The 12,997-nt window shown below is 54.9% G+C and carries 8 protein-coding genes and 2 rRNA genes; 5 read left to right on the forward strand and 5 right to left on the reverse strand.

Annotated features, from left to right (window positions below; translation table 11 throughout):
* From metX to LOS15_RS00020, 4 genes are all read right to left on the reverse strand, one after another.
* Positions 1-774 (reverse strand): homoserine O-acetyltransferase MetX (gene metX, locus LOS15_RS00005; RefSeq protein WP_263067276.1); only part of this gene is annotated, 774 nt, incomplete at its 3' end.
* Between the two features lie 81 nt (positions 775-855).
* Positions 856-1,449 (reverse strand): YggT family protein, encoded by a 594-nt coding sequence (locus LOS15_RS00010; protein WP_263067278.1) that lies wholly within the window; start codon positions 1,447-1,449, stop codon positions 856-858.
* A gap of 29 nt (positions 1,450-1,478) precedes the next feature.
* Positions 1,479-2,303: a pyrroline-5-carboxylate reductase gene (proC, locus tag LOS15_RS00015; protein ID WP_263067279.1), complete on the reverse strand. Its 825-nt coding sequence runs from the start codon at positions 2,301-2,303 to the stop codon at positions 1,479-1,481.
* 86 nt (positions 2,304-2,389) lie between these two features.
* Entirely contained in the window at positions 2,390-3,085 is a 696-nt protein-coding gene (locus LOS15_RS00020) for a YggS family pyridoxal phosphate-dependent enzyme (protein WP_263067281.1), read from the reverse strand.
* 33 nt (positions 3,086-3,118) lie between these two features.
* Here LOS15_RS00020 and LOS15_RS00025 point away from each other — a divergent pair, with 33 nt between their 5' ends.
* Both LOS15_RS00025 and LOS15_RS00030 read left to right on the forward strand, forming a co-directional pair.
* A complete protein-coding gene (locus LOS15_RS00025) occupies positions 3,119-4,162 on the forward strand; it encodes a type IV pilus twitching motility protein PilT (RefSeq protein ID WP_263067282.1) in 1,044 nt (347 codons plus the stop codon).
* A 3-nt stretch (positions 4,163-4,165) separates the two neighbouring features.
* Complete coding sequence (locus LOS15_RS00030; protein ID WP_317629618.1) at positions 4,166-5,329, forward strand: PilT/PilU family type 4a pilus ATPase; 1,164 nt, start codon at positions 4,166-4,168, stop codon at positions 5,327-5,329.
* A gap of 12 nt (positions 5,330-5,341) precedes the next feature.
* Here the strand turns inward: LOS15_RS00030 and LOS15_RS00035 are convergent, their stop codons facing one another.
* Positions 5,342-6,484 carry an anhydro-N-acetylmuramic acid kinase gene (locus LOS15_RS00035; protein WP_263067284.1) on the reverse strand — a complete coding sequence of 381 codons (1,143 nt, stop codon included), beginning with the start codon at positions 6,482-6,484 and terminating at the stop codon, positions 5,342-5,344.
* A gap of 116 nt (positions 6,485-6,600) precedes the next feature.
* On the opposite strand from LOS15_RS00035, the gene tyrS reads away from it, so the two are divergent.
* The 3 genes from tyrS (at position 6,601) to LOS15_RS00050 (ending at position 12,974) form a co-directional block, all read left to right on the forward strand.
* Positions 6,601-7,800 (forward strand): tyrosine--tRNA ligase, encoded by a 1,200-nt coding sequence (gene tyrS, locus LOS15_RS00040; RefSeq protein ID WP_263067286.1) that lies wholly within the window; start codon positions 6,601-6,603, stop codon positions 7,798-7,800.
* A 453-nt stretch (positions 7,801-8,253) separates the two neighbouring features.
* A 16S ribosomal RNA gene (locus tag LOS15_RS00045) occupies positions 8,254-9,786 on the forward strand.
* 294 nt (positions 9,787-10,080) lie between these two features.
* Positions 10,081-12,974: ribosomal RNA gene (locus tag LOS15_RS00050) — 23S ribosomal RNA — on the forward strand.
* The 16S and 23S rRNA genes sit together here, the layout of an rRNA operon.
* Positions 12,975-12,997 lie beyond the last annotated feature (23 nt).

A 12,997-nucleotide genomic window follows, 5' to 3' on the forward strand; every position in this document is an offset into this window, starting at 1 on the left:
GTCGCGGCCAAACTTGCTGCCCATGGCGTCTTCGGAGAGGTAGGTAATGTGCCCCACCATGCGGGCGAGTTTTAGCCCTCGCTTGGGGACGGTGTCGTGCTCGGCATACCAGCCATCAAAAAACTCAGGGTCAGAGCGTATTGCTTGACGGGCGACTTCGTTAAAGGCGATGTTTTGTGCAGAAAGACGCGGCGTCGCTGCGATTACCACCGCGTTAGCAACGCGCTCGGGATAAGTGATCGTCCACTGCAGCACCTGCATGCCGCCCAGGCTGCCGCCCACCGCCGCAGCCCACCGTTCAATGCCCAGATGGTCGGCTAAACGTGCTTGGCTGGCCACCCAGTCACTGACGGTAACCATGGGGAAGTCCGGCCCCCATTGGCGGCCCGTTTCCGGGTTATGGCTCACCGGACCCGTACTGCCGTGGCAGCCGCCTAGATTATTGAGTGACACCACGAAAAAGCGGTTGGTATCGATGGATTTGCCGGGGCCGATATGAGCATCCCACCAGCCTGGCTTGCGGTCATCAGCGCTGTGGTAACCCGCCGCATGATGATGTCCTGACAGTGCATGGCAAATTAATACGGCGTTCGTACGCTCGGCGTTCAGCGTGCCGTAGGTCTCATAAATAAGCTCGTACTCGGGCAGTGCCTTGCCGCAGGCAAGCGACAGGGGGGTGTCAAACTTGGCCACATGCGGCGTGATAAGGCCAACGGAGTCCGCTGGCCAATCGCTTGATACAAGCGTGTCTGAAAGAGTGTCTGAATCAGGCATCGAAAGCGCTAGTCCTGCAAAAATAAGTCCCGCTGAAAATAAGTTCTGCTGAACTTGGCGTTAAATTTAAAGCCCTAACATTTAAAGCCCTACCAGTGTTCCAGGCATGCCAGCAGCGCGAATTAACGACCCCACCACGACGCCATCTACGATGTTAATAGCGATAAATACGACGATCGGCGATAGGTCTATCATTCCCAATGGCGGGATAACTTTGCGCACAGGCGCCATAATGGGCTCAACGAGTTGCATGACCAGCAGCGCACCAGGGTGACTAGCGTTAGGCGCTACCCAGCTCAAGATGATCATTACGATCATGGCAAAGAAGTAGATCTTCAAAATGGCATTGGCTAAAGCGGCGACGCCTGCAATTAAGACCCCGGCGATGGGTGGCATTCCCATGCCAATCACCATGAAGATACCTATAATACTGGCTATTTTAAGCACAAAACCCGCGGCCAGCGTTGCCAAATCAAACCGACCGCCAACGGGGCCTAAAAAACCTTGGAATAGGCCTACCACTGGCTGGGTGATTTTCACTACCGATTGGCTTAGCGGATTGTAGTAATCCGCTCGCGATGCCTGCAGCAGAAAGCGCAGCATTAATAAGAATAAATAAATGTTGATCAGGGTGTTCACTAACAATAACCCGGCACTACCCACTTGGCTGCCCATGGCGGCGTCTCCGTTGCGTTAAATTTGGCTTAGCTTGCGCTGAGTTCCTTGGCCATTGCTTGGGCACGGTCGGCGCAGGCCTGCATGGCATCGGCAATGGTGGTGCGCAGCTGCGCATCTTCCATGTGTTGTATGGCGCGTTCGGTGGTGCCGCCCGGTGACATCACATTCTGTTTAAGCGTAGCGGGATCTTTGTCGCTCGTTTGTGCCATGGTGGCGGCACCCAGGGCGGTTTGGATCGCTAGGCGTCGTGCCGTGGCAGCAGGCAGACCAAGTTTAACGGCGGCTTCTTCCATCGCCTCAAACATCAAAAAGAAATAGGCGGGCGCGCTACCTGATACCGCGGTGACGGCATCCAGCAGGTGCTCGTCGTCAACCCATTCGGCAATGCCAACCGCTTCCATTAGCTGGGTAGCCAGTGTGCGCTGCGTATCGCTTACCGCCGCGTTCGCATAAAGGCCGCTAGCGCCAATGCCGACAAGTGACGGGGTGTTGGGCATGCAGCGTACCAGTGCGTTACCGCCGCCTAGCCACTGGTCAATAGTGTCGGCATCGAGACCTGCTGCAATAGAAATAATCAGCGGGGCTTGTTGCTGCACGCTGTCGCGCATGGCGTCACACACGTCGTGCATAATTTGTGGTTTGACCGCGAGGACGACCACATCAGCCTGTTCAATAGCAGCGTTATTGTCAGTCTGAGTATTTATCCCCAGGCGCTGCTTTAACGCGGCCAGTTCACTCTCGTTAGGGGCTGTGGCGGTAATGTCTGATGGGGCAGCGCCGCTTTCGATGAGTCCGCCGATAATGGCACTGGCCATATTGCCTGCGCCAATGAAGGTGATCTTGCTCGCCATATGGGTATCCTATGTTGAAAGTGGGCCGCACTCAGCGGCTGTGTTGTAAGCGTAACGGTTGCGGCTACCCGAGTGCACTAAGTGCTTCACCGGGCACCAAAAATAGCCGTTCCTAAGCGTACCAGAGTCGCGCCCTCAAAAATGGCCGCTTCCAGGTCATCGCTCATGCCCATAGAAAGCGTATCCAGAGGGGCTTCAGGCAGCACGGTTTGCAGTTCTATGAGGAGTTGACGCAGCTCTGCAAAGGGTGCCCGTTGCGCAGAGAGGCTATCAGCGGGAGCAGGAATTGCCATTAAACCTCGCAGCTGTAGCCGAGGCAGGGCGGCAACCTCGCGAGCCAGTGCGACAACCTCTTCAGGCATAACGCCTGACTTGGAAGCCTCGCGACTGATATTAACCTGTAGGCAAATATTGAGCGGCGCGAGATGTTCCGGACGCTGTTCGCTCAAGCGTTTGGCAATTTTTACGCGCTCGACGCTGTGCATCCAGGCAAAATTTTCGGCGACTGAACGGGTTTTGTTAGACTGCAGTGGGCCGATGAAATGCCACACAATATCGTCTAGGTCGGCGAGTTCAGCCTGTTTCTCCAGCGCTTCTTGAAGGTAGTTTTCACTAAACTCCCGCTGACCAAGCTGCCAAGCCTGCCGAATCAACGAGGCCGGTTTGGTTTTGCTCACTGCCAGTAACGTCGCGCTATCAAGCGGGCGGTTAGCGTTTTCTAGTGCCTTCTGTAGGCGCTCGCGCGCAGCGGCGAGTGTTTCGGGGAGCGCGATGTCTGTCATACTCAAGCACCTTAACGCAGCTGGGAAAGAGAGATGGATATTACCGAACTGCTGGCATTCTCGGCAAAGCAGAATGCATCCGACCTGCACCTTTCTGCGGGTCTCCCCCCCATGATACGTGTTGATGGCGATATTCGTCGGCTTAATGTGCCGGCGATGGACAACAGCGAAGTAAGGCGGTTGATCTACGACATCATGAACGATCAGCAGCGCCGCGACTATGAAGAGCACTTGGAAACCGACTTTTCATTTGACGTGCCGGGGGTGGCGCGGTTTAGGGTCAATGCGTTTAACCAAGCGCGCGGCGTGGGCGCGGTTTTTCGTACTATCCCGAATGATGTGCTTTCTATGCAGGCGCTGGGCCTTGGTGAGGTGTTCGAGCGCCTGGCGATGCTGCCCCGTGGGTTGGTGCTTGTGACGGGGCCAACTGGGTCGGGTAAAAGCACGACGCTCGCCGCGATGATTGATTACATTAACGATCATCGCTTTGAGCACATTCTGACCATCGAAGATCCGGTGGAGTTTGTGCATGCCAGTAAGCGCTGTTTAATCAATCAACGCGAAGTGCATCGCGATACGCGCAGCTTCAACAGCGCACTACGCAGCGCCTTACGTGAAGACCCGGACGTTATCTTAGTAGGCGAGCTGCGCGATTTGGAAACGATTCGCCTAGCGCTGACCGCTGCAGAAACGGGGCACCTCGTGTTTGGCACGCTGCATACAACCTCCGCTGCCAAAACCATCGATCGGATTATTGATGTGTTCCCAGGTGAGGAAAAATCCATGGTGCGCTCGATGCTGTCGGAGTCGCTTCAGGCCGTTGTGTCGCAGGCGCTATTAAAACGCCAGGGCGGCGGGCGCGTGGCGGCCCACGAGATATTGATTGCGACCGCTGCCGTTCGAAATCTCATTCGTGAGGATAAAGTGGCGCAGATTTATTCGGCCATTCAAACGGGGGGCAACCTGGGTATGCAAACCTTAAATGCCTCGCTGGCTAAATTGGTCAAAGAGGGGGTAGTGAGTATGGAGGATGCTCAAGCACGTGCAAAAGGGACGCTTTCGTTAGGGGACGAGTAACGCATGAGTGAGCCAACAAACGGTATGACAGCCTCCCAGTGGTTGCATCAACTGCTGGCCATTATGATTGAACAGCAGGCGGCGGACCTATTGATTTCGGTAGGCGCGCCGCCAAGTTTGAAAACCTCCCAGGGGCTGGTGCCGTTGGGCCGGCAACCGCTTTCGCCCAGCCAAGTACGCAGTCTGGTGATAAGCGCAGTACCGGACATGCAGCGGGAGCGGTTTGCGTTAGAGCACGAGGCAAATTTCGCCCTAAGCCTTGAGCACAAAGGCCGCTTTAGGGTCAGCGCTTTTCAGCAGCGTAATGAACCGGCCATGGTGGTGCGCCGAATTGCTCAAGAAATTCCCACACTCACGGCACTGGGTGTGCCCAGTAAGCTCGCTGAACTCGCTAACGCCAAGCGCGGGCTGGTGCTGGTAGTGGGGGGAACAGGCACGGGTAAATCAACCACGCTAGCGGCCATGATTCAAGAGCGCAACGTCTCGGTGGGTGGACACATCATCACCATCGAAGACCCTATCGAGTATTTGCATCCGCATCAGCGCGGTATCGTTAATCAACGTGAAGTGGGGGTGGATACGGAGTCCTTCGAGGTGGCGCTGAAAAACACACTTCGCCAAGCGCCGGATGTGATCTTGATTGGCGAAGTGCGTACTCGGGAAACCATGGAGCACGCCCTTACCTTTGCTGAAACGGGGCATCTTTGCCTTGCCACGCTGCATGCTAATAATGCTAATCAAGCGTTAGAGCGCATCCTCCACTTTTTTCCTCATGAGCGGCATGAGCAAATACGCATGGATCTATCGCTCAACCTTCGTGCAGTGGTGGCACAGCAGCTGTTACCGACTCAGCAGGGAGGGCGCTGCGCAGCGATTGAAATTATGCTCTCTTCCCCTCGTGTGGTGGACCTCATACGAAAAGGCCGTATCGATGAGCTGAAGTCAGCCATGGCAGCTTCTCAAGATGCGGGGATGCAAACGTTTGATCAAGCCCTTTACGCGCTTTACCAAGCGGAGCAAATCAGTCAGCAGGTCGCGCTGGCGCACGCGGACTCTGCCAATGACCTGCGGCTGATGATTAAGCATGGCGATGCGGCGACCAGCGGTACATCGCTGGCCGCGCAGGTATCCCCCCATTTGGCGTTGCGCGACGGCGATGATTATTAACGCGTGACGCTGCTAGGGAGCGTAAATGCCGCCTAATACGCGCGGGCCACTGGCGCCGGTTACAGACGGTAAATTGCCCGGCAGTCCATGCAGGCGCTGGTGAGCTAGCCAGGCAAAAGCCCCGGCTTCAATCCAGTCTTCCGGCCAGCCCAGCGTAGCAGGGGAAAGTAGCGTTAATTGAGACAGGTGCGCGGCTAACCTTTCCATCAAATACGCATTGTGAGCACCGCCGCCGCATACCAAAAGGGCCGCGGAGGGCTGGCTAAGCGGCAGCTGCGTAACGCCCTGTGCCACGCTGACCGCAGTGAGTTCAGCCAGTGTGGCTTGAACGTCCTGTGGGGTCTCGTTACCGCTTAAGTGTTGCTCTAACCACGCCAAATGAAAGAGTTCACGACCCGTGCTGCGGGGTGGCGGCTGATGGAAGAAGGGTTCCTTCAGCAGGCGGGCGAGCAGCGCTGGGTCAATGTGGCCGCTGGCAGCCCATGCGCCGTTGTCATCAAAGCGCCCTGGGTAATGCTTGGCAAACCAAGCGTCGAGCAGCACGTTCGCTGGGCCGGTGTCGAAGCCTACCACGGTGCGCTCCTGCTCCTGAGGAAGCCAAGTGAGATTGGCAAAGCCGCCTAAATTCAGCACCAGTTGCTCACCTGGGCGCTGCCCAAACAGCGCTTGATGAAAGGCCGGGGCCAGCGGTGCCGCCTGGCCGCCAGCGGCAAGATCGCGGCGTCGAAAGTCGGCGACCACGGTGCAGCCGGTGAGCTCTGCCAAAAGGCTTGGGTTATCTAACTGTAGGGTATAGGCAGGGCCACCTTGGTGACCTTGAGGAGCGTGCTCAATTGTCTGGCCGTGGCTGCCGATTGCCGTTATCTGTTTCGGGGTCAGCTTTTGTTCCGCTAATAGCGTTTGAACAGCCTTGGCTTGCACTCGGCAAAAGGCATCCTCGGCGTCAGCCAGCTCGGCAAAGCTTGCAGAGGGTGCGTGACAGAGGTGCAGCAGCTTCTCATGCAATGTGTCTGGCATAGCGATGGCCGCGGTGGCCAAAAGCTGAGGCGTATGATCAGGTGCGATGGCAACCAGCGCTGCATCAATACCGTCCAGGCTAGTGCCAGACATTAAACCAATATAGTAGGCGGGTGACGAAGGGTGCGAGGTTTTCATAGTCCGGGTTATCCAAAACGGAGTGAAGGCTCAACCAAGGCGGTAGGGCGTGGTAATATCGCCCACCAGTCATCATTTAAATGTTTTTAACGGCACATAGTACATGGAGAGAGGCAATGAGTGAGGTGGATCAGGCGTTAGCGCTGCTGTCGCGGGGTACGCATGAAATCCTGGTAGAAGAGGAGCTGCGTAAAAAGCTCGCGTCCGGTCGTAAGCTGCGTATTAAAGCTGGGTTCGATCCCACGGCACCTGATTTACACCTGGGTCACAGCGTACTGCTGACCAAAATGCGTCAGTTTCAAGACCTCGGCCACACCGTCATCTTTCTGATTGGTGATTTCACCGGCCGCATCGGTGACCCAACCGGTAAAAATGTGACCCGCAAGCCGCTGACAGAGGCTGACGTCAAAGCGAATGCGGAAACGTATAAAGAGCAGGTGTTTAAAATCCTCGATCCAGAAAAAACCGAGGTGCGCTTCAATGCGGAATGGTTTGGCGAGTTAACCGCGGCCAAAATGATTGAACTGGCAGCGCAAAGTACCGTTGCGCGTATGCTGGAGCGTGATGACTTTGAAAAACGCTACAAAGCCAATCAGCCGATTGCGATTCATGAGTTTCTTTACCCGCTGGTGCAGGGCTATGACTCCGTCGCACTAGAAGCCGATATCGAATTGGGCGGTACCGATCAGAAGTTTAATCTGCTCATGGGTCGTGAGATTCAAAAGCACTTTGGCCAGGAGCCCCAGGTGGTGATTACGATGCCACTGCTGGAAGGTTTGGACGGCGTGCAGAAAATGTCCAAGTCACTGGGTAACTATGTCGGGGTCGATGAAGCACCGGGCGCTATGTTCAATAAGCTGGTCTCTATGCCGGACAGCTTAATGTGGCGTTACTTCGAACTGCTCTCGCTGAAATCAAACGAAGAGATTGAGGCGCTTAAGCAGGGCGTTGAGCAGGGGACTAATCCGCGCGATGTGAAAATGGAGCTGGCACGCGAACTTATCGCCCGCTACCACGGCGATGAAGCCGCTGCGAATGCGCACAAGTCGGCGGGCAACCAGCTGGCCGACGGTGAGCTGCCGGAAGACCTGCCAGAAGTAGACGTCGATTTTGAAGGCAGTGAGCAGGCTCCGATTGCGACGGTGCTTAATCGCTCAGGCTTAACCAAGAACAGCGCCCAGGCGAAAGACATGCTGAAAAACGGCAGTGTCAAAGTGGATGGCGAAGTCGTTGCTCAAGACACTATGTTGGCGACCGGTAAGGTGTACGTTATCCAGGCAGGTAAGAAACGTTACGCCCGTGTGACGCTCGCTTGAACCTTTTAAAAACTTTTTCACAAAAGCCCTTGCCAACCCGGCCGCGAATCCGTAAAGTACGCATCCGCTGCCGGGGACGCCAAGCGTTACCAGCGGTGCATGAAGGTGAAAACCTTCGGTTTGTCAGTAGGTTAGAGTCGTTAGTTAGCTCGCCTCGTTCGCTGAATTCAGTCACTGAAAACAGCGGTTGACAACCACCAGGAAATGCGTAGAATACGCCTTCCTCGCTGAGGCAACACGGTTCAGGTCATCGAGCCAGCACAGCGAAACAGCTCTTTAACAATTTGATCAGGTAATTCATGTGGGCGCTTGCCGATGAGGGTGGTAAATCACCAAATATCAAGGCAAGCGCACAAGAAAGATGTTCACATCTTTTGAATTCGTTTGAACCTTGAGCCAAGTTTGATGCGCTTCTGTTGCTTTCGAGTGACAGGTAAGCATCACAATGATTTTAAACTGAAGAGTTTGATCATGGCTCAGATTGAACGCTGGCGGCAGGCCTAACACATGCAAGTCGAGCGGTAACAGGTCTAGCTTGCTAGATGCTGACGAGCGGCGGACGGGTGAGTAATGCATAGGAATCTGCCCGGTAGTGGGGGATAACCTGGGGAAACCCAGGCTAATACCGCATACGTCCTACGGGAGAAAGGGGGCTCCGGCTCCCGCTATTGGATGAGCCTATGTCGGATTAGCTAGTTGGTGAGGTAATGGCTCACCAAGGCAACGATCCGTAGCTGGTCTGAGAGGATGATCAGCCACATCGGGACTGAGACACGGCCCGAACTCCTACGGGAGGCAGCAGTGGGGAATATTGGACAATGGGGGCAACCCTGATCCAGCCATGCCGCGTGTGTGAAGAAGGCCCTCGGGTTGTAAAGCACTTTCAGCGAGGAAGAACGCCTAGGGGTTAATACCCCCTAGGAAAGACATCACTCGCAGAAGAAGCACCGGCTAACTCCGTGCCAGCAGCCGCGGTAATACGGAGGGTGCAAGCGTTAATCGGAATTACTGGGCGTAAAGCGCGCGTAGGTGGCTTGATAAGCCGGTTGTGAAAGCCCCGGGCTCAACCTGGGAACGGCATCCGGAACTGTCAAGCTAGAGTGCAGGAGAGGAAGGTAGAATTCCCGGTGTAGCGGTGAAATGCGTAGAGATCGGGAGGAATACCAGTGGCGAAGGCGGCCTTCTGGACTGACACTGACACTGAGGTGCGAAAGCGTGGGTAGCAAACAGGATTAGATACCCTGGTAGTCCACGCCGTAAACGATGTCGACCAGCCGTTGGGTGCCTAGCGCACTTTGTGGCGAAGTTAACGCGATAAGTCGACCGCCTGGGGAGTACGGCCGCAAGGTTAAAACTCAAATGAATTGACGGGGGCCCGCACAAGCGGTGGAGCATGTGGTTTAATTCGATGCAACGCGAAGAACCTTACCTACTCTTGACATCCTGCGAACTTGTGAGAGATCACTTGGTGCCTTCGGGAACGCAGAGACAGGTGCTGCATGGCTGTCGTCAGCTCGTGTTGTGAAATGTTGGGTTAAGTCCCGTAACGAGCGCAACCCTTGTCCTTATTTGCCAGCGGGTAATGCCGGGAACTCTAAGGAGACTGCCGGTGACAAACCGGAGGAAGGTGGGGACGACGTCAAGTCATCATGGCCCTTACGAGTAGGGCTACACACGTGCTACAATGGCCGGTACAAAGGGTTGCCAACTCGCGAGAGTGAGCTAATCCCGAAAAGCCGGTCTCAGTCCGGATCGGAGTCTGCAACTCGACTCCGTGAAGTCGGAATCGCTAGTAATCGTGAATCAGAATGTCACGGTGAATACGTTCCCGGGCCTTGTACACACCGCCCGTCACACCATGGGAGTGGACTGCACCAGAAGTGGTTAGCCTAACGCAAGAGGGCGATCACCACGGTGTGGTTCATGACTGGGGTGAAGTCGTAACAAGGTAGCCGTAGGGGAACCTGCGGCTGGATCACCTCCTTAAACGATGCATCATCCTCGCGGTAAGCGCTCACAATGAATTACCTGATCAGAATGCTGTTGATACGCAGTGATAAGCGAATGCTTTTTTCACATTAAAAGAAAAGAAAGGTCTTCTCTCTTTTTTTAACGTGAAAGAACGCTTATCACTGCGCATAGCAGTCGCTCTTTAACAATGTATATCATGCTGACATAAACACTTCTAAGAAGTGTTTATACGTAAATTGTTTTGTGATACGTCTCAAGCGTATCCGGCAATCGTTATCATTGTGAATCCCAGACTCCTTCGGGTTATAGGGTCAAGCAATGAAGCGCACACGGTGGATGCCTAGGCAGCCAGAGGCGATGAAAGACGTGGTAGCCTGCGATAAGGCTCGGCGAGGTGGCAAACAACCTGTGACCCGGGCATCTCTGAATGGGGAAACCCACTCAGCATAAGCTGAGTATCTTGCGCTGAATACATAGGCGTAAGAGGCGAACCAGGGGAACTGAAACATCTAAGTACCCTGAGGAAAAGAAATCAACCGAGATTCCCCTAGTAGCGGCGAGCGAACGGGGACCAGCCCTTAAGCATGAGACTGATTAGGCGAACACGCTGGGAAGCGTGGCCGTAGCGGGTGATAGCCCCGTAGTCGAAAATCTGATCATGTGAAATCGAGTAGGTCGGGGCACGAGAAACCTTGACTGAAGACGGGGGGACCATCCTCCAAGGCTAAATACTCCTGGCTGACCGATAGTGAACCAGTACCGTGAGGGAAAGGCGAAAAGAACCCCGGAGAGGGGAGTGAAATAGATCCTGAAACCGTGTGCGTACAAGCAGTAGGAGCAGACTTGTTCTGTGACTGCGTACCTTTTGTATAATGGGTCAGCGACTTATATTCAGTGGCGAGGTTAACCGTTTAGGGGAGCCGTAGGGAAACCGAGTCTTAACTGGGCGACACAGTCGCTGGATATAGACCCGAAACCGAGCGATCTATCCATGAGCAGGGTGAAGATTGAGTAACATCAATTGGAGGCCCGAACCAGGATCTGTTGAAAAAGATTTGGATGACTTGTGGATCGGAGTGAAAGGCTAATCAAGCTCGGAGATAGCTGGTTCTCCTCGAAAGCTATTTAGGTAGCGCCTCACGTATCACCGCCGGGGGTAGAGCACTGTTTCGGCTAGGGGGTCATCCCGACTTACCAACCCGAGGCAAACTCCGAATACCGGTGAGTGCGAGCGTGGGAGACACACGGCGGGTGCTAACGTCCGTCGTGAAAAGGGAAACAACCCAGACCGTCAGCTAAGGTCCCCAAATCCTGGTTAAGTGGGAAACGATGTGGGAAGGCTCAGACAGCTAGGAGGTTGGCTTAGAAGCAGCCATCCTTTAAAGAAAGCGTAATAGCTCACTAGTCGAGTCGGCCTGCGCGGAAGATGTAACGGGGCTAAACCAGGTACCGAAGCTACGGGTGCATTCTTAGGAATGCGCGGTAGAGGAGCGTCGTGTAAGCCGATGAAGGTGAATTGAGAAGTTCGCTGGAGGTATCACGAGTGCGAATGCTGACATGAGTAACGATAAAGGGAGTGAAAAACTCCCTCGCCGGAAGACCAAGGGTTTCTGTTCGACGCTAATCGGAGCAGAGTGAGTCGGCCCCTAAGGCGAGGCCGAAAGGCGTAGTCGATGGGAAACGGGTCAATATTCCCGTACCGGACATGATTGCGATGGGGGGACGGAGAAGGCTAGGTGAGCCAGGCGTTGGTTGTCCTGGTGAAAGTGAGTAGGCTGGGGTCTTAGGTAAATCCGGGACCCTTTAAGGCCGAGACACGAGACGAAGACACCACGGTGTCGAAGTCATCAATGCCACGCTTCCAGGAAAAGCCTCTAAGCTTCAGATCATGTGCGACCGTACCCCAAACCGACACAGGTGGTCAGGGTGAGAATCCCAAGGCGCTTGAGAGAACTCGGGTGAAGGAACTAGGCAAAATGGTGCCGTAACTTCGGGAGAAGGCACGCCGGCGTAGGGTGACGAGACTTGCTCTCTCAGCCCGAACCGGTCGAAGATACCAGGTGGCTGCAACTGTTTAGTAAAAACACAGCACTCTGCTAACTCGTAAGAGGACGTATAGGGTGTGACGCCTGCCCGGTGCCGGAAGGTTAAATGATGGTGTTAGCCGTAAGGCGAAGCTCTTGATTGAAGCCCCGGTAAACGGCGGCCGTAACTATAACGGTCCTAAGGTAGCGAAATTCCTTGTCGGGTAAGTTCCGACCTGCACGAATGGCGTAATGATGGCCACGCTGTCTCCACCCGAGACTCAGTGAAATTGAAATCGCCGTGAAGATGCGGTGTACCCGCGGCTAGACGGAAAGACCCCGTGAACCTTTACTATAGCTTCACACTGGACGCTGATGTTGCCTGTGTAGGATAGCTGGGAGGCTTTGAAACCCGGACGCCAGTTCGGGTGGAGCCAACCTTGAAATACCAGCCTGGCATCATTGGCGTTCTCACTCAGGTCCGTTATCCGGATCGAGGACAGTGTGTGGTGGGTAGTTTGACTGGGGCGGTCTCCTCCCAAAGAGTAACGGAGGAGCACGAAGGTACCCTCAGCACGGTCGGACATCGTGCAATGAGTGCAAGAGCATAAGGGTGCTTGACTGCGAGACAGACACGTCGAGCAGGTGCGAAAGCAGGTTCTAGTGATCCGGTGGTTCTGTATGGAAGGGCCATCGCTCAACGGATAAAAGGTACTCCGGGGATAACAGGCTGATACCGCCCAAGAGTTCACATCGACGGCGGTGTTTGGCACCTCGATGTCGGCTCATCACATCCTGGGGCTGAAGTCGGTCCCAAGGGTATGGCTGTTCGCCATTTAAAGTGGTACGCGAGCTGGGTTTAGAACGTCGTGAGACAGTTCGGTCCCTATCTGCCGTGGGCGTTGGATGTTTGAGAAGAGCTGCTCCTAGTACGAGAGGACCGGAGTGGACGACCCTCTGGTGTTCCGGTTGTCACGCCAGTGGCATTGCCGGGTAGCTATGGTCGGACAGGATAACCGCTGAAAGCATCTAAGCGGGAAGCCCCCTTCAAGATGAGACATCCCTGAGGCCTAGAGCCTCCTAAAGGGCCCAGCGAGACCAGCTGGTTGATAGGCACGGTGTGGAAGCGCTGCAAGGCGTTGAGCTAACGTGTACTAATGGCCCGTGAGGCTTGACCCTATAACACCCAAGGGGTCTGGTCG

Origin of the sequence: Halomonas sp. 7T (genome assembly GCF_025643255.1) — a bacterium.
Classification (GTDB): domain Bacteria; phylum Pseudomonadota; class Gammaproteobacteria; order Pseudomonadales; family Halomonadaceae; genus Vreelandella.

What these genes read in the sequence shown, in the direction of transcription:
- LOS15_RS00010 (WP_263067278.1), bottom strand. Translation starts at nt 1,449, where the DNA reads ATGGGCAGCCAAGTGGGTAGTGCCGGGTTATTGTTAGTGAACACCCTG.
- proC (WP_263067279.1), bottom strand. Translation starts at nt 2,303, where the DNA reads ATGGCGAGCAAGATCACCTTCATTGGCGCAGGCAATATGGCCAGTGCC.
- LOS15_RS00020 (WP_263067281.1), bottom strand. Translation starts at nt 3,085, where the DNA reads ATGACAGACATCGCGCTCCCCGAAACACTCGCCGCTGCGCGCGAGCGC.
- LOS15_RS00025 (WP_263067282.1), top strand. Translation starts at nt 3,119, where the DNA reads ATGGATATTACCGAACTGCTGGCATTCTCGGCAAAGCAGAATGCATCC.
- LOS15_RS00030 (WP_317629618.1), top strand. Translation starts at nt 4,166, where the DNA reads ATGAGTGAGCCAACAAACGGTATGACAGCCTCCCAGTGGTTGCATCAA.
- LOS15_RS00035 (WP_263067284.1), bottom strand. Translation starts at nt 6,484, where the DNA reads ATGAAAACCTCGCACCCTTCGTCACCCGCCTACTATATTGGTTTAATG.
- tyrS (WP_263067286.1), top strand. Translation starts at nt 6,601, where the DNA reads ATGAGTGAGGTGGATCAGGCGTTAGCGCTGCTGTCGCGGGGTACGCAT.